Here is a 19,592-nt window from a genome sequence, read left to right on the forward strand (position 1 = left end):
GCGGGCGACATTGCCGCTGTGAACTCCGCCGGAAACCTCTATGCCTACCCCTCGGCCAAGGGCGGTGACTTGTGGAACAGCAAGTTCATCTCCGCAGGCTGGGCCGGAGTTCAGCAGCTAACCGTAGCGGACTCCAACAACGACGGCCGCCAGGACTTGTTCGCGGTATGGGCGGACGGACGGCTCACAATCAGTTTCGGCCAAGCCAACGGCACCCTGAAGACTGCGCAAACGATCGGCACAGGATGGGCCCAGTATGACGTGGTCATCACTCAGTGGAAATCAGGCTCGGCGTATCCCTCCATCGTCGCCAAAAACCGCGCTACCGGGCAATTGTTCCTCTATCCAAACCTAGACGGCACTCGGTTTGGGACCCGCCAGCAGATTGGATCAGGCTGGGGATCCTTGACCATCCTTGCCGCTGACTTTGATGGCGATAAGAAGCAAGACCTGCTCGCGCGCACCAGCTCAGGACAGATGCTGCTGTACCGCGGCACTGGTACGGGCGGATTCATCAGTGAAGCGCGCCGAGTGGTGGGGACCGGCTGGAGCTCCATGAGCCATATTTCTGGTATTGCCGGACATGTGGGAGCAGGCAGCTACGGTGTCCTAGCCCGCTCCACCAACGGCAACCTGTTCTATTACCCGGTCCTTCGCAACTCGTGGGGCGCCAAGTTGCAGATCGGCACAGGTGGCTGGCAAGCCCTGAAGCTGGGCAGCTAGAACCACCCGCACCGTAAGCCTCACCGCGGCGCCAACGGAATCGGCTGGCCCCGGCGGGAACGTCTTATGCGTACAGTCCGTTCAACCACGCACCCCACGCTGTGCCGGCCGCTTCGGCGTCGGCACCGTCGGCAAAGAGATGAATCGTCATGCCCACTACGGCGCCAAAGGCGTTGCGTCCAAAGAACCTGATCATGGCGTCCTCGGTGCGCAACCCTACGAAGTTCTCATCGAGGTAATCCACCACGGCATCAACGGTTCCTATCCCCGCAATGGTGAGCGAAACATGTCCCCCGGCTCCGGCGTCGTGAATACCCAACGCGTGTTTGACCGCGTCAAAAGCCTCAGGCCCAGAGGAAGCCGCGGGCCCCTGCACGTCCGCGAACGCCGCTTGGCGACCGGCAAAATACTGCACGTACTGGCCCAGGGTGTGCAGGTAGAAGGCGGTGTGCTTGGCGGCTGCAGCGTACTGATTGTCCCAATCCTCGAAGAAAACGCCGCTGTGGACGTACCGCAGCCACGATTTACCGTCCGGTAACTCCGAAATATCGAACTCGAGCTGGTTGAAGAAACCGCCCTCGCCGTCCATCCGGTTGGCGTAGCGGTGCGGCGGGTCCCACACAGTGACGGTGCTGCCAAATGGACCAGCGCCGCCGAGTTTCGGCTCAACCTCCATGGGCCACATCCACCCGGATGTGGCCCCGTGCGTGGCCTCGAATACCTGCTCCGGGGTACCCTCAATCTCCGTTTCATGCACGATCTTGAACTCTTTGCTCGTCATGGCTCAAGTCTTGCACTTCTTACACTGAGAATCTGCTGTGCCCAGATCCTCTGTCCCGTCCTATCCAGCCACGGCTGCCGCTTCTGAGTCAGCCGCACGCGGCGCCACAGCCCCGAAGTCCGCTCCACCCATCGAGATCTGGGCCCGCATCCCCCTATGCCAGGTGAGGAATCCGCCGTCCAGATTGCTGACGGTGAAGCCCAGGTGCGCCAGAATCCGCGCCGCCGTATTGCCGCGCTGACCCACCGCGCAGTGGACCACCAAGGGTCCGGCGGGCAGCTCACCGTGCCGTTCACGCAGTTCGTCCACCGGGATATTCACGGCTCCAGCAATGGCTCCGGCGGCAAATTCACCGGCAGTACGCACATCAACCAGCTGTGCGCCGGCGGCCACGGCGTCGGAGAGTTCATGCCACTGCACCGTGCTCACTACGCCCGCGGCAAGGTTGTCAGCGATCATCCCGAGCATATTCACGGGATCCTTGGCCGAGCCAAATTGCGGCGCATAAGCCAGCTCAAGGTCAGCAAGTTCACTGGCTCTCATGCCGGCTCGCATGGCTGTCGCGATGACGTCGATGCGCTTGTCCACGCCGTCGCCACCCACGCCCTGCACGCCGAGAATGGCGTCTGTGACCGGATCCACCAGCAGTTTCAGGGACATTTGCGTGGCACCCGGGTAGTAGCCGGCGTGGTTTGCCGGGTGCGAATGGATGGCCCGGTACGCCCGCCCGGCAGCCCGCAGCCGCTTCTCATTCCAGCCGCTCATGGCTGCGGTCAGGCCAAAGACACCGACGACGGCGGTGCCCAGGACCGCGGCCGACTGCACGGTCCGGCCCGTGATGACGTCCGCCACGAGGCGCCCGTGCCGGTTCGCCGTTTGTGCCAGCGGCACCAGCGTCGGTTCACCGGAAACGGCGTCGCGCTTTTCAGCCGCGTCACCGACTGCGTAAATGAACGGGTCACTGGTCCGCTGGGATTCATCCACAACCACTCCCCCGTGGGTACCCACCGCCAAGCCGGCAGCTTTCGCCAGCCAGCTTTCCGGGCGCACGCCAGCAGCGGTGACCACTAGGTCCGCGGCGATGCGCGTTCCGTCGGTGAGGATAATGTCGTACTTCTCCACGGTGGAGGTAACCGCATTCGTGCGGACTTTCACGCCATTGGCCATCAGCCGTTCCACCACAGGCATTACCATTTCAGGATCCAGCGGAGCCAGGATCTGCGGACCTGACTGCAGCAACGTCACTTCCACGCCACGAAGGGCAAGGTTTTCGGCCAGTTCCAGACCAATGAAACCGCCACCAAGAATCGCGGCATGCAAAGGCACACTGGAACCGGCTTCCATGGCCGTAAGTTCTGCCATGATGGCATCTACATCGGCCACGTCGCGCAGGGTGTGGGCACGCTCAATACCGGGCAGATCGGGCCGCACTGGCTTGGCTCCGGTAGATAAAACGAGGGCGTCATAGGCCTGCTCAAAAATTTCGTCGGTGAGAAGATTGCGGACAGTCACGGTCTTCTGTGCCGCGTTCACAGCGGTGACCTCATGGCGAGTATGCACATCGATAGCGAAGCGGGACTTCAGCGATTGCGGGCTTTGCAGCAACAAAGCATCGCGCTCGGCAATGACTCCGCCCACATGATAGGGCAGGCCGCAGTTGGCAAAGGAGACATGCTCGCCGCGTTCAAAGACAGTGATGACGGCATTTTCGTCGTTACGACGCAGGCGGGTGGCAGCAGACATGCCACCCGCCACACCGCCCACGATGACAACGCGCAATTGATTCGAGGTCACGGTGTGTTTACTTTCCGCCGAAGATCTTGGCGAACCAGCCGGACGTTTCTTTAGCTTCCGCCGGTACGTTCGGGTCGCAGGAGCAGCGCTCCGCTTTGGGAATGTGGCGCATGACGTCATCCACGTGACTGCCACAGCCCGCCCAGGTGGTCTTGTTGCAGGAACGGCATTTCACGGCACGGCACATGGCTGGTCTCCTCATTTGCGATACCCCCACGGGTATCTGCTGTTTCCAGAATACATACCCCCGGGGGTATGCTGTCAACACGACATAGAACCACAAAGGGGCATCATGCAACTGTCTGAGGAAGCTTCAAAACCGATCATTAACCGACTCCGCCGCGCCAATGGACAATTGGCTGGCATCATTCGCATGCTCGAAGATGGCCGCGATTGCGAGGACATCGTCACGCAGATGGCCGCCGTCGGAAAAGCACTGGACCGTGCTGGCTTTGGTTTGGTTGCTGGCAGTTTGAAGGAGTGCCTGGCCTCAGGCCAAGGCGAAGAACTGGACAGCGGAAAGCTGGAAAAGCTGTTCCTGTCCCTGGCGTAGCGAACGGGCACGTGGACGAGAGCAACTGACGGGCACATGGACCAAACTGGAGGCACCCGGTCATCGCGCATTCATCTGACGCAGGTAGACTCCGTGATCATGAACGCCAACATTCTCGCCACTGCACACACCACCCGAGCCATTTTTCTTGATGTTGACGGCACCTATGCCGATTTCGGGGTGGTCCCGGAGGCTCACGTGGAGGCCGTCAGGGCGGTCCGTGCGGCCGGCCACAAGGTCTTGATTTGCACAGGCCGCCCCTTGCCAATGCTTCCCGAAAGCATCATGGGCGCCGGATTTGACGGCGTGGTTGCGAGCGCCGGCGCCTACATTGAGGTGGCCGGGGAGGTCCTGGTGGACAAGCGCTTCCCCGCTGATCTCCGCACCCGGGCGCTGGCCGCCTTGGAGGCCCACGACGCCGTCTACGTGCTCGAATCACAGAAGGCCACCTTCGTGACACCAGCTGGCGAGGACCGTTTGCGCGCACACATCGCCGCCCATTACGCCAGCGCCCCGGCTGACCGCGCCATGGGATCCTCCGCCATCCTCGCCGGACTGACTGTCCGTGCCGATCTGAGCACCACCACCTTCGCCAAGATCTCCGTTTTTGAATCCCCTGTCCCCATGGCGGAGCTCGTGGCGGAAATCGGTGGTGACATTGACGTCGTCGCAAATTCCATTGCCGCCGAGGGCCCGCATGCCGGGGAACTCTTCCAGCGCGGCATCAGCAAGGCCGACGGCGTTGCAGCCGTCATTGCCCACTTCGACATTGCCAAATCAGCATCCATTGCGTTCGGTGACGGTCAAAATGACCTGGAAATGGTGGCCTTCGCGGGCCTTGGCGTGGCCATTGAGGGATCCTCCCCCGAACTGCTCGCCATCGCAGACCGCACAGCCCTACCGCCAAGCCAGAACGGGATCGCAGCAGCCTTCGCCGAACTTGGCCTGCTCTCCAGGGTCCGCTGAGCGGCAAACGCCCCACTCCAGCCTCAAGGACTTGGTTTATACGCGAGCCCACCGGGCGTGGCTTGCGTATAAACCAGGCCGCGTCCTCCAAAACTTTGGTTATACGCAACTCGAGGCGCCGTAGCTGCGCCACAGTGACTGCACCGCAAGTTCAGCCGCGCGGCGTGCGTATAAACAAAGTCCGGCTCAGGGCGTTGACGGTATCCGGCCCAAAGTCCCCGGAACCGGAGCGGGCCTGATCCGGCCGTGAAGTTGCCCGTGACGCTAATCACGGGTATGCTGATCCTTGCAGGCAATGTTGCCTGTAAGGATTGTTACTCGGCTACGAGGCAAGACCTGAGACCCGCGAAAGCGCACGTCTTGGGTCTTTTTTTGTGCCCGAATGACGTCAATGGACAGAAAGGATTGCCATGGCTTCCGTGAATTACCGGACCTTGGCCGCAGACATCTTGGAGGGTGTCGGCGGGGAAAAGAACATCGCAACGGCAACGCACTGCGCCACGAGGTTGCGCCTGACACTGCGCGACGACGCACAGGCCAACACGGCCGCAGTCGAAAAGCTCCCCGGCGTCATCACGGTGATGAAGGCTGGCGGCCAGTATCAGGTGGTCATCGGCAATGAAGTCCCCACGGTCTTCGCGGAAATGGGCAAGATCAGCCGTTTCGGCGGGGATGACAGCCCTGCTGAGGAATCCCCCGCCAAGGGTAACGTCTTCAACCGCTTCATTCAGATGGTTTCAGCCATTTTCCAGCCCATCCTGTGGCCCATGGCGGCCGCCGGTTTGTTCAAGGCCTTCCTGAGCATGGCGGGCACCTTCGGCTGGATGTCCGCCGAGAACTCCACCTATGTGATCCTGAACGCGGCCGCCGACGCCTTGTTCTACTTCCTCCCCCTGTTCCTAGCCATCACGGCCGCCAGGCGCTTCAAGGCCAACCAGTTCACGGCCATGGCGATCGCCGGCGCTCTGGTTTACCCCTCCATCGTGGCGCTGAACGGCACCCAGTCGGACTTCGTCGGGATCCCGTTTGCTGTCATGAACTACACCAGCTCCGTCATCCCGGTCATTGTCGCCGTCTGGCTCCTGGGCTATCTGGAACGATTCCTGCTCAAGGCCCTGCCCTCGGCCATCCGCAACTTCATGACGCCGCTGCTGGCCATGGCCATCATGGTCCCGCTGACCCTGCTGACAGTTGGCCCGGCCACGATCTTCTTGGCCAACGGTCTCTCCTCCGGCATCACCGCCATGTTCACGTCCGTACCGTGGCTGGCCGGGGCCGTCATGGGCGGCTTCTGGCAAGTTTTTGTGGTCTTCGGCATGCACTGGGGCCTGGTCCCAGTGATGATCAACGAGATCGCTACCACCGGGTACTCCGTCATGATGGCTCCTCTGGTTCCTGCCGTTCTGGCCCAGTCCGCCGCCATGCTGGCCATTGCCATCCGTTCACACAGCGCCAAGCGCCGTGAAGTTGCCGCCCCCGCCGCGTTCTCCGGCTTCCTGGCCGGCGTCACCGAACCCGGCATCTACGGCGTGAACCTGCCTCTGAAGAAGCCGTTCTACTTCGGCATCATCGGCGGCGCAATTGGTGGCGCCATCGCAGCCATCGGCGGCAGCGCAGCGAGTGCCTTCGTGTTCCCGTCCCTCATCGGTCTGCCCGCCTTCACCAGCTTCGGCAGCTTCGCAACCCTCCTGGTGGGTACTGCCATCGCCATCGCCATCGGCTTCCTGCTCACCTTCTTCTTCGGCCCTCGCGAGACCCCTGACACGGTCGACGCCGGATCTCGCGACGCCGCTGTTGACGGCGTCACCGCCGGAGCTACTTCCGAGACGGACGTGGCAGCTGAGAAAGTCACCGGCAACGTGGTAGTCCTCGCACCGGTGACGGGAACCGCCGTCGCACTTTCAGAGGTGCCAGATAAGGTCTTCGCATCCGGGGCCATGGGAACCGGGCTGGCCTTCATCCCCGAGCAGGACACGGTCCACTCCCCCGTTTCGGGTACCGTTCAGGTCGCTATGAAGACAGGGCACGCTTACGGGCTGAAGACTGACAGCGGCGTTGAGGTTCTGGTGCACATCGGCATCGACACCGTGCAGATGCAGGGCGAGGGCTTCACGGCCGCCGTGACTCGCGGCCAGCGCGTGGAAGCCGGCGATCTGCTGGCCACGATTGACCGCGCCAAGATCAAGGAGGCCGGATTCAACGACATGACCATCATGGTGGTCACCAACACCAAGAAGCTGACCGCCGTGGTGCCTGTTGGCGAAGGGCACATGGATCATGGCGTCCCGGCCCTGGACATCGAACTCTAAGCACCTTGAACACTTAGTACTTTGAACACTCAGTACCGAAAGGACTAAAGCACCATGAACACTGCAATCACCAAGCCCGCCACCGGAGCATTCCCTGAGGGATTCCTATGGGGCGGCGCAACGGCAGCCAACCAAGTCGAGGGCGCTTTCAACACCGGCGGCAAGGGCCTGTCCATTCAGGACGTCATGCCGCAGGGCATCACCACACCTCCCACCGAAGGTCCCACGCCGGATAACCTCAAGCAGGTGGCGATTGACTTCTACAACCGCTACGCCGAGGACATTGCCCTGTTCGCCGAAATGGGCTTCAAGACCTACCGCTTCTCCATCGCCTGGAGCCGCATCTTCCCCAACGGTGATGACGAGCAGCCCAACGAAGAAGGCTTGGCGTTCTACGATCGGGTGCTGGACGAACTGGAAAAGCACGGGATCGAACCGCTCGTGACCATCAGCCACTACGAAACACCGTTGAACCTGGCCCGCACGTACGGCGGCTGGACCAACCGTGCCATGATCGGTTTCTACGAACGTTACAGCCGCGTGCTGTTCGAGCGTTTCGGCAGCCGCGTGAAGTACTGGCTGACGTTCAACGAGATCAACTCGGTCCTGCACGAGCCGTTCCTCTCCGGCGGCATTCCCACGCCGAAGGCCGAGCTGTCCGAGACGGACCTGTACCAAGCCATCCACCACGAGCTCGTCGCCTCGGCGCGCGTGACGAAGCTGGCCCGGGAGATCGCGCCTGGCGCGCAGCTTGGCTGCATGATCCTGGCCATGCCGGTGTACCCGTTGACCCCGTCTCCAGATGACGTGGTCAAGGCCATGGACACAGCTCACGGCAGCTACGCCTTTGGCGACATCCACGTTCGGGGCGCCTACCCCGGCTACCTGCTGCGCTACTTCCGCGACAACGGCATCGCGCTGGATATCACCGAGCAGGACCGCGAGGACCTCAAGAACACGGTGGACTTTGTCTCCTTCAGCTACTACATGAGCGTCTGCGAGACAGCCGATCCGGCTGCGCTCAAGGGTCCGGGCAACATCATGGGCGGCGTGCCCAACCCCACTTTGGAGGCTTCGGAGTGGGGCTGGCAAATTGATCCGCAGGGCCTGCGTGTGGTCATGAATGATTACTGGGAGCGCTGGCAGAAGCCGCTGTTCGTTGTGGAGAACGGCATTGGCGCCAAGGATGTGCTCGTGGAGGTCGATGGCGTTAAGACGGTGGAAGATGACTACCGCATTGACTACATGAACGATCACCTGGTGCAGGTCCGCGAGGCTATTGCCGACGGCGCCGAGGTCATGGGGTACACGTCTTGGGGCTGCATCGATGTTGTCAGCGCCTCCACCGCGCAGCTGAGCAAGCGCTACGGATTCGTCTATGTGGACCGCAACGACGACGGATCGGGAACCCTCAATAGGTACCCGAAGAAGTCCTTCGAGTGGTACAAGAATGTCATTTCCAGCAACGGCGCAACGCTAAGCTAGCTGCAAGGGGCGGGGCCGAACAGGCCCCGCCCTGTCCACAATTCACACTTTCCGGCTCGAAGAATCAGGGTAAGCGGCATGGAAATCCTGCGTGTGTTCAACAACAACGTTGTCCTTGCCCGCGAAACCAGCGGTGACGGCCGCGAGGTGATCCTGACCGGTCGCGGGCTGGGGTTTCAGGCCAAGCCTGGCCAAAGCATTGATCCGACGGCGGTGATCCGCACTTTCGTGCCCGAAGACGGCCGTAGCCCAGACTCCTTGGGCGCCATGGTGGCATCACTCTCGCCGGAAATTCTTGCCCTCGCAGACAAAGCTTTGGACGCCGGACGCACTGAAATGGACATCCGCCGCAGCGCTGTCCTGACGGTTGCCCTGGCAGATCACCTCAGCTTTGCCATCAAGCGATTGCAGAACGGCATTGAATTCGAGTACCCACTCCAGGCTGAGGTCTCGCACCTGTACCCCGCGGAACTACGGGCAGCCCGGCGGATTCTGGCGTACGTCAACGCCACCCTCGATTCGCCACTGTCTGATGGGGAGGCCGTCTCGATCACTATGCATCTGGTCAATGCCGGATTCACCGCAGGAGACTTGTCATTCACCTACCAAATGACAGGTGTTTTTGCCCAGCTCTTCGACGTTCTGGAGCAAGCCACCGGCCGGCCCATTGACCGCGAAACCGTCAATTCCGCCCGCTTCATCACCCACCTGCGCTATTTCTTTGTGCGGGCCGCCTCTGGAGAACAGCTGGAGGAAGGCGCCGGCAAGCTGGGCTCTGCCATTCGGGATTCCTACCCGGAGGCCTACTCCACAGCCCTCAAACTTCAAAGCGTCCTGGAGCTCCGGCTTGGCGACCCCATGACAGAAGACGAGGCCACCTACCTGACGCTCCACGTTGCCCGGCTCATGGATGAAAACCGGGACTAAACAGTCCGCTCCGCCACGCCGGGGCTGAACAGCCAACGGCTCGAGCCTGCCCGTGTCGATGATGCAATTGCCCACGGGCAGGCTTGGCGGTAGCGCAGCTACTTCCCGGCGAGCATCGCCTTCTCATGGTTGGCTTCCTTTGCCGCGGCTTCATCCTCGGCGAGGTTTGACGCCGCCTCAGCTTTGGCCACTTCTTCGTCAGTCATGCGGGCCAACTTGGACGGCCACCAAATTTTCTTGCCAATATCGTAAGTGAGCGCCGGAACCAGCACCGAGCGCACCACGAAGGTATCGAGCAAGACACCGAAGGCCACGATGAAGGCAATCTGCGCCAAGAACAGAATGGGGATGACGGCCAGGGCCGAGAACGTGGCGGCAAGAACCAGACCGGCCGAGGTAATGACACCGCCGGTGATCACCAGCCCCCGCATAATGCCTTCGCGAGTCCCGTGTTTGAGCGATTCTTCCCGCACGCGTGTCATCAGGAAAATGTTGTAATCGATGCCCAACGCCACCAGGAAAATGAAGCCGAACAAGGGAACCGCAGGATCGGCACCTGGGAACTTGAACACGCCATTGAAGACCAGCGCCGCAACACCTAGCGCGGTTCCAAAGGACAGGACCGTGGTCAGGATCAAGATGACCGGAGCCAGCACGGAGCGCAGCAGCAACATAAGGATCAGCAGAATCACTCCGAGCACCACGGGAATGATCAAGTTGCGATCGTGAATTGAGGCATCGTTCGTATCAATGGCCGTCGCCGTGACACCACCAACCAGCGCATCTGGCACAGTGTTGGCGAGGTTGTCGCGCAAAGTACGGACGACGTCGGCCGCGGCGTCAGAATCTGCCGCTGAGACCAGCGTTCCCTGAATCATGATGTCTCCGTTGACCACCGTAGCTTCCGGAGCGGGGGTGCCCGGAGCGCCCATGGCCTGGATCCCCTCGGCGGTCACCGTCGCGGCGCCACTCGGCGAGTCAGCCGCTACAACAGTTACACCGTCCACACCGTCCATGCCCAGCAACACGTTGGCAGTTTCCTGAAGTTCAGCCTTGGGTACAACAACCAGCACCGGGCTACCGGTACCACCGGGGAAGTGCTCGCCCAGAACCACTTGACCGTCGCGGGCTTCGGAGGCGCCCAACACCAAATCGGATTGGGGCACGCCATTGGCATTGAGCTGAGTGGCACCCATGGCGCCCACAATCAGGATCAAGGAGGTGACGATCCAGATGGTGCGCGGACGCTTTTTGATGCCACGAGCCAGCTTGACCCAGATGCCCTTGGTTGCCATGCCATGCTCGGCAGCAACAACTTCCGGTTCATACTTCGGGCGGCGCGGCCAGAAGGAAGCCCGGCCGAATGCGAACAGCAGCGCGGGCAGCAATGTGAGCGCCGAGAGCATGGCGAAGACAATACCAACGGCCGCCACAGGGCCCAGCGAACTATTTGACTTCAAGTCGCTGAACAACAGGCAGAGCAGGCCAACAATGACAGTTCCTCCGGAGGCTGCGATGGGCTCAGCGGACTTCTTGATGGCCTGGATGCTGGCAGACCATTTGTCTCTGGTCATACGGAGCTCTTCACGGTAGCGAGACACATAGAGGAGGGAATAGTCCGTTGCCGCACCAATCACCAGGATGAACAAAATGCCTTGCGTCTGGCCACTCAGCATGAAAATGCCAGCCTTCGCCATCCACCAGACGCTCAAGAGGGCAACACACAAGGCAAACATGCTGGTCGCCAACACCGCTACGGGGAGCAAGAGGGAACGGTAAACACAGATCAGAATGATAAAAACGGCAAGCAGCGCCACGCCCAAGAGAATGCCGTCAATTCCGGCGAAGCCCGCAACGAGGTCGGCTGTGAGTCCGGCAGGCCCGGTGACGTGAACACTCACGCCGTCGGGCGCCGTGGAGCGCAGCGTGTCACCAATCTCGGCCACCACGTCACCAATTTCGGAGTCTGCCTGGACGGGAACGAATGCCTGCAGAGCCTTGCCATCCTCGGAAGGAATGGCCGGGGAGATGTCCTTTGACACCCCGGCAATATCCGTCAGTGCCTTAACTTCGGAAGAGATGCTGGCAATTTGCTCGGGGGTGAGCTTGTCTTTTCCAGCGAAGACCACAATGGCCGGGATTTCATCCGAAGCGCGGAATTCGCTCAAAATCTTCTGCACTTGAGTGGCATCAGCGGAGGACGGCAAGTATGTGGTCTGGTCGTTGGAGGAAACCTCACTGACCCGCCCAAAGTACGGCCCACCAACAGCAGCCCCTGCCAGCCAGCCCACAATAAGGAGTGTAGGCAAAAGAATGCGCACCCATTTGGCGATTTTGCGCGGCGCTTTGTGCTCGCCTTTGTGCTCGCCCCGCTTGGCAGTTTTCTCCGCAGTGCTCATATCCGTACTCTCCGTGGTCGTGCCGCAATTTAATCTCGCTTAGCTAGCAAATATCCTAGCATGATAGAAGCTGAGGCGGTTATACCTCAATCAGGATAGAATCACCGTATGGAAAGTACCGAGGCAGCAAACACAGCGTTGCCGCCGAGCATTTACGACGTCGATGCCAGCGACCCCGCGAGCAAGCTTGTGGATCGCTCCGCCATGGACCCCGAGGATGTGCGTCAGATCGGTTCGGTGATGGCCGCACTGGGCCGCTTGCGCGAAGCGGAGCAGCTGCTTTCCGACGCGTCGTTGAAGTACATGAAGCTGAATCAGACGGACATGCGCGCACTGCATTACCTCATTGTTGCCGCCAACACGGGCACTGTCACCACCCCGGGCGCCATTGCCGCCCACCTGAAAATTTCGACGGCGTCCACCACCAAATTGCTGGACCGTCTAGAGCGGGCGGGGCACATCACCCGCTCACCGCATCCCAGCGATCGTCGGGCCTTGGCCATTGCCATCACCGATGTGACTCGCGAATCAGCCATGAACACGGTGGGCCGCCAGCAAGCCAAGCGCTTTTATTCGGCCGCCCGGCTCAACTCCGCCGAGCGTGAAGTGGTGATCCGTTTCCTCGATGACATGGCGGAGCAACTCTCCATCAAGAACCTGCAGTGGGCCCAGCCGGAAGCAACTGCGGGCTAACGCACAGGCGGCCACTTCAAGGGGCAAAGCCTGGAACTGCGAACCACAGAAGAGGCCTCAGCTGTGAGTGAGAGATCCATCCTGATGAGAAACGTGAGCGCTGGAGGCAAACAAGTTCAGGCCCAAGGCGCGGGATAGGAAGGCGCAGGCCCGTTGGCCGCGGACGCTGTTGCCAGCCGAGTCCAGTGGTGGTGAGAACGTGGCGAGGGCTCCCTTGCCGGGCGAGATCGAGATAATGCCGCCGGTAACACCGGATTTGGCTGGCAGCCCAATTTCAAACAGCCATTCGCCGGATTTCTCATACATCCCGCAGGAGGCCAAAAGAGACAGCGTGTCTCGGGCGACATCCGCCGAGACCACTCGCTCACCGGTCACAGGGTTCACTCCCCCGTCGGCCAGGGTCGCACCCATCACGGCAAGATCCCTCGCCGTCACCGACAGGGCGCACTGCCGGGTGTAGACATCGACGGTTTCCAGCGGATCCTTCTCGAGGCGGCCATAACTGTCGAGCAGGCCAGCAATCGAGCGGTTGCGTTTGTTGGTGCGCATTTCCGAGAGGTAGACGCCGTCGTCAATCTCCAACTGACGCCCGGCGAAACGGGAGAGGCCCGAGCGCACGGCTCCCCACTGTTCCTCCGCAGTATCACCAGGCATCATGGCTGTGGTGGCGATGGCGCCGGCATTGACCATGGAGTTCATGGGACTGCCATTATTGAGCTCCACGGCAATGACGGAGTTGAAGGCCAGGCCAGTGTTGTTCACGCCAATGCGCTCATGGACCGCCTCATGCCCGATCGACTCACACACCAAGGCAAAGACAAAGGCCTTTGAAATGGACTGAATGGAGAAGTGCACATCCACGTCGCCGGCCAGGTGGGTGCTGCCATTGATCCCCACCAGGGCCAGACCAAACCAGTTCGGATTGGCTTCGGCAAGGATGGGAATGTAGTCGGCCACCGTCCCGTCTGTGTGGCCGGCGTAGCGTTGGTGGGCTTGGGCCACGAGATCATCCACCCGATCCTTTGTGGGCAGATAGCCGGTGAATGCTTCCTGGGGAACGTTTTGGACATCTGCTGCAAACACGTCGGATTCCTCACCGCTGGGGGTTGACTCTCGGCCCCTGAAATATACATCGGGGCGACGGTGCGTGGCGGATTGTGGCGCCAGTATTGAGAGTTGCAGAGATTCCGAGCAGGATTCAAGAAGCAAGGACGACGGCGGCCCCCTAATGTTGGGTGCCTAGAGCAAACCACTCAACCCAAAGATAAGGACAAGGTCCCATGGTCAACACCACCTTTAGTAAAGAGGAAAAGGCAGCGATGCGAGCCGCTGCAGCCGAGGCCAAGGCCGCCAAGGCTGGGGCGGACATGGAGGCTACGTGTTTGGCTGCCATCGCGGACATGACCGGCACGGATCACGAGCTGGCGCAGACTCTGCACAGCCTGGTTCAAGAAAACACCTCCTTGGGCGCAAAGACTTGGTACGGCATGCCCGCTTACACGAACGCCGACGGCAAGGTGGTGGTGTTCTTCCAGGCCGCGGCTAAGTTCAAGGTCAGGTATGCCACCATTGGTTTCCAGCCCGATGCGCAACTGGACGACGGCAACTTCTGGCCCAACGCCTACGCCGTGACGAAGTTGACCGCCGCCGATCAGAAGAAGCTCGTGGCGTTGCTGAAGAAGGCGGTTGGCTAAGAGCCAGCGGGCTCAGCCGCCAGCCGCTAGCCCGCGAGCCGCCTGCTACGCCCCAAACACCACCCGCTGCAAGAACTCGTTACGGAACTTCCCCTCGGGATCCAACCGCTGCGCCAGCGCCTTGAAGTCGTCAAAGCGCGGGTAGAGCGGCGCCAGCGAGGAGGCATCGGCGTCGAACACTTTGCCCCAGTGCGGCCGGGCATCAAACGGAGCCAGCGCTTCCTCGACTACCTTCACCACAGCTTCAACAGCGGCCTGATCACGGAACCAGGTGAAGTGGAAGGCCACACTGTCGCGCCCCTGAGCGGTGCTGAGCCAGAGGTCATCGGCTGCGATGGAGCGGATCTCGCCCACCTGCAGCAGCGGGGTAATCACGGCGCTGAGGGCGCGCAGGGCCTGGATCGCAGGAACGGCGTGGGCCCTATCGATGAGATATTCGGTCTGGATCTCCTCGCCGGCACTAGGCATGAACTCCATCCGGAAATGCGAGAGCCGATCCTGCCACGGCCCTGCCACACCCAGCTGCTGTGTGCAGTTCACGGCCGAAACTCCCGGCAGCGGGTGCACCCCATCAGTAGCTGCGGTCCCGCCCAGTAATTCTGCGGGGTAATCACTGGTGCGGCCGTCGCCAATTTTCTGCTTGAACCAGGCTTGGCCAACGCTCTCACCGCTCCAGTCGGTGAACAGGCTGACCGAGTACGCCCGCCCGGTGACGGCATCGTAATCCGCCAGCACCGCGTCCCAATCGAGGCCAAGATAGACGTGCTGGGCCACCGAGTACGCGGGCACAATGCTCAGCGTCACCTCGGTCACGATGCCCAGCGCACCCAGACCCACCACGTATCCGGGAAAGTCTCCCGTCTCGGCGCGGCTCACGGAACGAACCTCGCCTGTGCCGTCCACCAAGCGCAGACCTACGACGTCGGCCGCCAGGTTTGCGTTGTCATCTCCGGAACCGTGGGTGGCCGTGGCGATGGCGCCGGCCACTGAAATGTGAGGCAAGGAGGCCAAGTTTGCCAGTCCGAATCCGTGAGCTGCCAGCTCCACAGCCAGCGCACCATATGTACTGCCGCCGCCAACGGTAACTGTCATGGCCTCTGGGTCAATGCGGACGGCAACGGGCAACTTGTCCAAGCAGATCTGGATACCGTCGGTGTCGGCAATGGCATTGAAGGAGTGTCTGGAACCCAGTGCTTGAACCGAGCTGGCGCCGCGTACCAGAGCCTGCACCTGGGCTTCCGATTCCGGGTGATGAATCACTGTGGCCCGGTAGTGGTGGTTGCCTGCCCAATTACTCTCTGGGGCGTTGACTGGTGTCTGCTGCAGGGTCATTTCATGGATCCTCGCTCGAATGAAACAATTTGATGTGACTCACAACATATCAAATGTCACAGGTCTTGCCTATGCCACCACCCAGGTGAGCGGGGTCCGCATTCTCGCCTGCTGATAACAACCATTGATTAGGGCAGGATCAGCCGCAAGACTAATTCCAGAGCACATTCGGTCTGGGAAGGCGGAATGTAAAGCGCACCGAAAGGACACTGCCTTGATCTTCATCGTCGTAAAATTCCACGTCAAGCCCGACTGGGCACAGCGCTGGCCCGATCTCACTCGCACCTTCACCGAGGCAACCCGTGCCGAGCCTGGGAATCTTTGGTTTGATTGGTCGCGCAGTCTAGACAATCCCAATGAGTACACTCTCGTCGAGGCTTTCCAGGACGCCGCCGCCGCAGACCACGTCGGAAGCGACCACTTTAAGCAAGCCATGAAAGATATGGCACCGGCACTTGTCGACACTCCCCGGATCATCAGCCGGCAGATCGACGGCGACGCCTGGGACCGCATGGGAGAGCTCGAGATCTCCTAAGCGGCACGGCAGCCGCCGAGCTCTGGCAGCCAATGGTAGTCCAAAGCCCTGTCACGCGGCGCCCGGTCCGTCTTAAATTGGAAATACCGGACACCGAAGTCAAGATGGGGATATGGGATACAACGATTCACTGTCTGGTCTTGCTTCGGTCCAAAAGGCCTTCGCGCTGCTGGATGTGGTCGCAGCCCACAATCGTGGAATGTCGGCAAAAGAGATAGCAGCTGAGCTGAGCATGCCGCTACCAACGGTCTATCGGCTCCTGAAGACGCTGGTCGCTTCGGGACATCTGGTCCATCTCCGCGACGAGAGCCTCTACGGGCTGGGCTATAAGTTGCATGCCTTGGACAATTCCCTGCGCCGGCAGGTTGGAACACCTCCGTCGGTAGCGCGGCTGGTGCATGAACTGCATGTGCGTGCCGACGCAGCAGCCTATTACGCCGTCCATCGTGGCGAAGATATTGTTGTGGCCCACGTGGTTGACTCCCCTGCCCGGCCACGCATCACGCCCATGGGCTTTGGGTTCAACGACGGCGCACATGCCACAGCATTTGGCAAGGTACTCCTGGCAGCTATGGATACTGATCGGTGCACGGCCTACCTTGAGAGCCACGGAATGCCGGGAATGACGGCGGCCACGATCATGGACCCCGCAGCTTTTGAAATCGAACTCGATGAGGTGCGTTCCTCGGGCATCGCGATCGAGCGCGAAGAATTCATCCGCGGCGCGTCCTGCATGGCCGCCCCAGTCACCACTGCAGCAGGGCAGACGGTCGGTTCTGTCGCCGTATCCATGGACCCTTCCGAGTTTCGTGCCCGCTACAGCGAAGTTTCTGTTCTACTGCGCGATGTGGCCTCGCGCGTCAGTCGCGCTTTGCGCGGAACCCCGCTGCTCGGGCGCTAACGGCCCGGTCAGCGGGGCACCACACTCCCCTCCTCAGTTCTTCTTCAGTGCTACAGCGCTGATGTGGCGAACTGATCCACGATGTACTCCGCCTGGCGAATAGCCAGCGCAACAATCGTCAGCGTCGGGTTGGCGGCAGCACCCGTAGTGAACTGCGAACCATCCGAAATGAACAGATTCGGCACGTCATGCGCCTGCCCAAAGGCGTTGACGACGCCGTCTTCCGGACGCTCGCTCATCCGCGCCGTCCCGAGATTGTGCGTGGACGGATACGGCGGAGTTCGGTGTGTGGACAGGGCACCCACTGCTTCAAAGACCAACGATCCCTGCTGATACCCATGCTCGCGCATGGCGACGTCGTTTGGATGATCATCGAAGTGCACATTGGGGACGGGCAAGCCGAGCCGGTCGGTGACCTTGGTATTCAGCGTGATCCGATTGCCCTCCTGCGGCATGTCCTCACCGGTGATCCACATCCCAGCCGTATTGATGTAGTTGTCCAGCAGCGCCGTAAATTCAGGACCCCATCCCCCGGGCTCCACAAAGCTCGCCAGGAACGCCGGCCCAAGCGAGATGGTCTCCATGTAATAGCCACCAGAGAATCCGCGCTCGGGATCGTGTCGAGATTCATCGGCAATCAGCCCGGCCATGGTCTCTCCGCGATGCATGTTGATGACCTGATCGAACTTCGCAAAGACGGTGCCGGTGGTGTGACGCATATAGTTCCGGCCCAGTTGTCCCGAGGAGTTGGCCAAGCCATCCGGGAAGAGCGGCGATGCCGAGAGCAACAGGAGCCGCGGGGTCTCAATGGAGTTGCCGGCAACGGCCACAACTCGCGCCTTTTGTCGCTGCGGATTGCCATCGGCATCAATATAGACCACGCCGTCAGCCTTGCCCTTGGCGGTGTGGGTGACCTGCACGGCATGTGAATCCGGGCGCAGGTCCAGCAGCCCGGTGCGCAGCGACTTCGGAATTTCCGAAACCATGGTGGACCACTTTGATTTGTTCTTATCGCCTTGGAAGTTGAAACCGTCCTGAATGGATGCGGGCCGGCCATCATAGGGTTCCGCGTTGGTGGCGTAGGGGCCCGTGGCGTATTGGCGGTATCCCAAACGCTCGGCACCGTTGGCGAAGACCTTGTAGTTATTGTTGGCCGGCAGCGGCGGTCTGCCGTGACGATGGCTGCTGCCCATCTTCTTTTCTGCGAGATCGTAATACGGTTCCAGATCGGTCAAGGTGATGGGCCAGTCCAGTAAATTGGCTCCGTCAATGCGACCATATGTCTTGCGCGCCTTGAACTCATGGGCCTTGAAACGCGGTGTTGCCCCTGACCAGTGGGTTGTGGTTCCGCCCACGGCTTTCACGATCCAGGCTGGGAGGTTGGGGAAGTCTCGGGCGATCCGCCACGACCCTGTGGTGGTGCGCGGATCCAGCCAGGCCATCTGGTTGAAGGCACCCCATTCATCTTGGTGATAGTCCTCATTCTTGAGGTACGGACCCGCCTCGAGCATAACGACCTTCACGCCCTTGGAGACCAGCTCGTGGGCCAAAGTACCTCCGCCTGCCCCGGACCCGACAATGACAACTACGGAGTCGTCGTCGTACTCGTAACGGACTGAATTTTCTTCGACGCTCATGAGGTTTGCCCTTCCTTAATGATTCCGGCTCCTTTGAGCCCGTCCTCGCCGAGTTCAATGCCTGCTGCGGGTGCGTAGGCTGCGACAGGGTACGGCAGAGGCCCCGTATCGCAGATGGGATCGCCACTTTCTTCGATGCGGGGCTCGGGCAGCCACGTGAGATCGTTGAATCCGCGGTTGAGGTACCCGCCCTTGGAGAATGATTCACCTTCATAGCCCAACGCGGCATAGACTTCCGGGTCGTCATAGAGATTCAGCACCACGGTCCGGCGGATGAAGCCGAAGAATTCCAGGTCGGCAATGCGTTTGAGCACGGCAATTGCGCGGTCGTCTGGCAGGTCCAGGAAGTGCTCGTCACTGAGCGTATCCAAGGTCATGAGCCCCTGTGTCAGGGCCATTCGGAACCAACTGGACTCTGCGGAGGCCTCGATGATTTTCTCGGTCATCCGATCGTAGGGCCCATCCGGAAATTGCGGATGCGGGAACGATACCCGAATGATCCGGGTCAGGATCCGCCGGGCCTCATCGGATAATTCCAGGGCATTGAGTGATGAATATTTTGCGGGAAAAACCATCGTTGTCACCTCGGTTGGTTTACGGGCTGGGCACGCGTCCCGGAGCTGGCACGAGACGTCGCCGCCACAGCCAGCCAGGGAGCCACACCCTTAGTCTGTGCCTCAGATCACAAACTGGCCAACAGCTGTTATCAGCTGGTGAGAATGCGTGCACCATCCACTCCATCTCGAGCCATCACACTCCTTGATAGGTCACGGGCACTGGGGTCAGCGCAAAGAGATTGACTTTATCACTCTGCGATAAGAGGGCTGCCCATCAAGGTGATCTGGGGCACAGGCTGATCGTAT

The 19,592-nt window shown here is 60.8% G+C and carries 18 protein-coding genes; 10 read left to right on the forward strand and 8 right to left on the reverse strand.

Annotation, left to right across the window (positions count from 1 at the left end; genetic code table 11):
* Positions 1–18 precede the first annotated feature (18 nt).
* A complete protein-coding gene (locus tag AS189_RS18080; protein WP_062292090.1) occupies positions 19–723 on the forward strand; it encodes an FG-GAP repeat domain-containing protein in 705 nt (234 codons plus the stop codon).
* Between the two features lie 64 nt (positions 724–787).
* Here the strand turns inward: AS189_RS18080 and AS189_RS18085 are convergent, their stop codons facing one another.
* From AS189_RS18085 to AS189_RS18095, 3 genes are read right to left on the reverse strand one after another with little or no spacing between them, the layout of a single operon-like run.
* Complete coding sequence (locus AS189_RS18085; protein WP_062292092.1) at positions 788–1,504, reverse strand: SRPBCC family protein; 717 nt, start codon at positions 1,502–1,504, stop codon at positions 788–790.
* A 60-nt stretch (positions 1,505–1,564) separates the two neighbouring features.
* Positions 1,565–3,283, reverse strand: a complete 1,719-nt coding sequence (locus AS189_RS18090; protein WP_202814152.1) for an FAD-dependent oxidoreductase — start codon at positions 3,281–3,283, stop codon at positions 1,565–1,567.
* 22 nt (positions 3,284–3,305) lie between these two features.
* The gene (locus AS189_RS18095; protein WP_062292098.1) at positions 3,306–3,485 is read right to left on the reverse strand and encodes a hypothetical protein; all 180 of its coding nucleotides are present in this window, start codon (positions 3,483–3,485) and stop codon (positions 3,306–3,308) included.
* A gap of 105 nt (positions 3,486–3,590) precedes the next feature.
* Here AS189_RS18095 and AS189_RS18100 point away from each other — a divergent pair, with 105 nt between their 5' ends.
* From AS189_RS18100 to AS189_RS18120, 5 genes are all read left to right on the forward strand, one after another.
* Positions 3,591–3,851, forward strand: a complete 261-nt coding sequence (locus AS189_RS18100; protein ID WP_062292101.1) for a metal-sensitive transcriptional regulator — start codon at positions 3,591–3,593, stop codon at positions 3,849–3,851.
* A 99-nt stretch (positions 3,852–3,950) separates the two neighbouring features.
* Entirely contained in the window at positions 3,951–4,817 is an 867-nt protein-coding gene (locus AS189_RS18105) for an HAD-IIB family hydrolase (protein ID WP_160320871.1), read from the forward strand.
* A gap of 410 nt (positions 4,818–5,227) precedes the next feature.
* Positions 5,228–7,126, forward strand: a complete 1,899-nt coding sequence (locus AS189_RS18110; protein ID WP_062292109.1) for a beta-glucoside-specific PTS transporter subunit IIABC — start codon at positions 5,228–5,230, stop codon at positions 7,124–7,126.
* A gap of 54 nt (positions 7,127–7,180) precedes the next feature.
* Positions 7,181–8,611: a glycoside hydrolase family 1 protein gene (locus AS189_RS18115; protein WP_062292112.1), complete on the forward strand. Its 1,431-nt coding sequence runs from the start codon at positions 7,181–7,183 to the stop codon at positions 8,609–8,611.
* Positions 8,612–8,689: 78 nt separating this feature from the next.
* Entirely contained in the window at positions 8,690–9,538 is an 849-nt protein-coding gene (locus AS189_RS18120; RefSeq protein WP_062292119.1) for a PRD domain-containing protein, read from the forward strand.
* A gap of 98 nt (positions 9,539–9,636) precedes the next feature.
* Here the strand turns inward: AS189_RS18120 and AS189_RS18125 are convergent, their stop codons facing one another.
* Complete coding sequence (locus AS189_RS18125; RefSeq protein ID WP_082634428.1) at positions 9,637–11,937, reverse strand: MMPL family transporter; 2,301 nt, start codon at positions 11,935–11,937, stop codon at positions 9,637–9,639.
* Between the two features lie 108 nt (positions 11,938–12,045).
* On the opposite strand from AS189_RS18125, the gene AS189_RS18130 reads away from it, so the two are divergent.
* Positions 12,046–12,630: a MarR family winged helix-turn-helix transcriptional regulator gene (locus AS189_RS18130; protein ID WP_062292122.1), complete on the forward strand. Its 585-nt coding sequence runs from the start codon at positions 12,046–12,048 to the stop codon at positions 12,628–12,630.
* 57 nt (positions 12,631–12,687) lie between these two features.
* On the opposite strand, the gene glsA is transcribed toward AS189_RS18130, so the two are convergent.
* Positions 12,688–13,713: a glutaminase A gene (gene glsA / locus AS189_RS18135; RefSeq protein WP_062292124.1), complete on the reverse strand. Its 1,026-nt coding sequence runs from the start codon at positions 13,711–13,713 to the stop codon at positions 12,688–12,690.
* 197 nt (positions 13,714–13,910) lie between these two features.
* On the opposite strand from glsA, the gene AS189_RS18140 reads away from it, so the two are divergent.
* Complete coding sequence (locus AS189_RS18140) at positions 13,911–14,324, forward strand: DUF1801 domain-containing protein (RefSeq protein ID WP_062292127.1); 414 nt, start codon at positions 13,911–13,913, stop codon at positions 14,322–14,324.
* A 45-nt stretch (positions 14,325–14,369) separates the two neighbouring features.
* Here the strand turns inward: AS189_RS18140 and AS189_RS18145 are convergent, their stop codons facing one another.
* The gene (locus tag AS189_RS18145; RefSeq protein ID WP_062292131.1) at positions 14,370–15,656 is read right to left on the reverse strand and encodes a D-arabinono-1,4-lactone oxidase; all 1,287 of its coding nucleotides are present in this window, start codon (positions 15,654–15,656) and stop codon (positions 14,370–14,372) included.
* Between the two features lie 214 nt (positions 15,657–15,870).
* On the opposite strand from AS189_RS18145, the gene AS189_RS18150 reads away from it, so the two are divergent.
* Positions 15,871–16,191 (forward strand): putative quinol monooxygenase, encoded by a 321-nt coding sequence (locus AS189_RS18150; protein ID WP_062292135.1) that lies wholly within the window; start codon positions 15,871–15,873, stop codon positions 16,189–16,191.
* 112 nt (positions 16,192–16,303) lie between these two features.
* The gene (locus tag AS189_RS18155) at positions 16,304–17,092 is read left to right on the forward strand and encodes an IclR family transcriptional regulator (protein WP_062292138.1); all 789 of its coding nucleotides are present in this window, start codon (positions 16,304–16,306) and stop codon (positions 17,090–17,092) included.
* A gap of 50 nt (positions 17,093–17,142) precedes the next feature.
* On the opposite strand, the gene AS189_RS18160 is transcribed toward AS189_RS18155, so the two are convergent.
* On the reverse strand, positions 17,143–18,729 hold the full coding sequence (locus AS189_RS18160; protein ID WP_062292142.1) for a GMC family oxidoreductase: 1,587 nt from the start codon (positions 18,727–18,729) through the stop codon (positions 17,143–17,145).
* Positions 18,726–19,304 carry a hypothetical protein gene (locus tag AS189_RS18165; RefSeq protein ID WP_062292146.1) on the reverse strand — a complete coding sequence of 193 codons (579 nt, stop codon included), beginning with the start codon at positions 19,302–19,304 and terminating at the stop codon, positions 18,726–18,728. Before AS189_RS18165 ends, AS189_RS18160 begins: the two co-directional genes overlap by 4 nt.
* Positions 19,305–19,592: the final 288 nt, after the last annotated feature.

The organism is Arthrobacter alpinus (assembly GCF_001445575.1).
In the GTDB taxonomy this organism is placed as follows: domain Bacteria; phylum Actinomycetota; class Actinomycetes; order Actinomycetales; family Micrococcaceae; genus Specibacter; species Specibacter alpinus_C.

Bases quoted from the DNA above. Each gene is read 5' to 3' on its own strand.
- AS189_RS18120 (WP_062292119.1), top strand. From the start codon at position 8,690: ATGGAAATCCTGCGTGTGTTCAACAACAACGTTGTCCTTGCCCGCGAA.
- AS189_RS18140 (WP_062292127.1), top strand. From the start codon at position 13,911: ATGGTCAACACCACCTTTAGTAAAGAGGAAAAGGCAGCGATGCGAGCC.
- AS189_RS18085 (WP_062292092.1), bottom strand. From the start codon at position 1,504: ATGACGAGCAAAGAGTTCAAGATCGTGCATGAAACGGAGATTGAGGGT.
- AS189_RS18100 (WP_062292101.1), top strand. From the start codon at position 3,591: ATGCAACTGTCTGAGGAAGCTTCAAAACCGATCATTAACCGACTCCGC.
- AS189_RS18160 (WP_062292142.1), bottom strand. From the start codon at position 18,729: ATGAGCGTCGAAGAAAATTCAGTCCGTTACGAGTACGACGACGACTCC.
- AS189_RS18125 (WP_082634428.1), bottom strand. From the start codon at position 11,937: ATGAGCACTGCGGAGAAAACTGCCAAGCGGGGCGAGCACAAAGGCGAG.
- AS189_RS18105 (WP_160320871.1), top strand. From the start codon at position 3,951: ATGAACGCCAACATTCTCGCCACTGCACACACCACCCGAGCCATTTTT.
- AS189_RS18145 (WP_062292131.1), bottom strand. From the start codon at position 15,656: ATGACCCTGCAGCAGACACCAGTCAACGCCCCAGAGAGTAATTGGGCA.
- AS189_RS18155 (WP_062292138.1), top strand. From the start codon at position 16,304: ATGGGATACAACGATTCACTGTCTGGTCTTGCTTCGGTCCAAAAGGCC.
- AS189_RS18115 (WP_062292112.1), top strand. From the start codon at position 7,181: ATGAACACTGCAATCACCAAGCCCGCCACCGGAGCATTCCCTGAGGGA.
- AS189_RS18165 (WP_062292146.1), bottom strand. From the start codon at position 19,304: ATGGTTTTTCCCGCAAAATATTCATCACTCAATGCCCTGGAATTATCC.
- AS189_RS18095 (WP_062292098.1), bottom strand. From the start codon at position 3,485: ATGTGCCGTGCCGTGAAATGCCGTTCCTGCAACAAGACCACCTGGGCG.
- AS189_RS18130 (WP_062292122.1), top strand. From the start codon at position 12,046: ATGGAAAGTACCGAGGCAGCAAACACAGCGTTGCCGCCGAGCATTTAC.
- AS189_RS18110 (WP_062292109.1), top strand. From the start codon at position 5,228: ATGGCTTCCGTGAATTACCGGACCTTGGCCGCAGACATCTTGGAGGGT.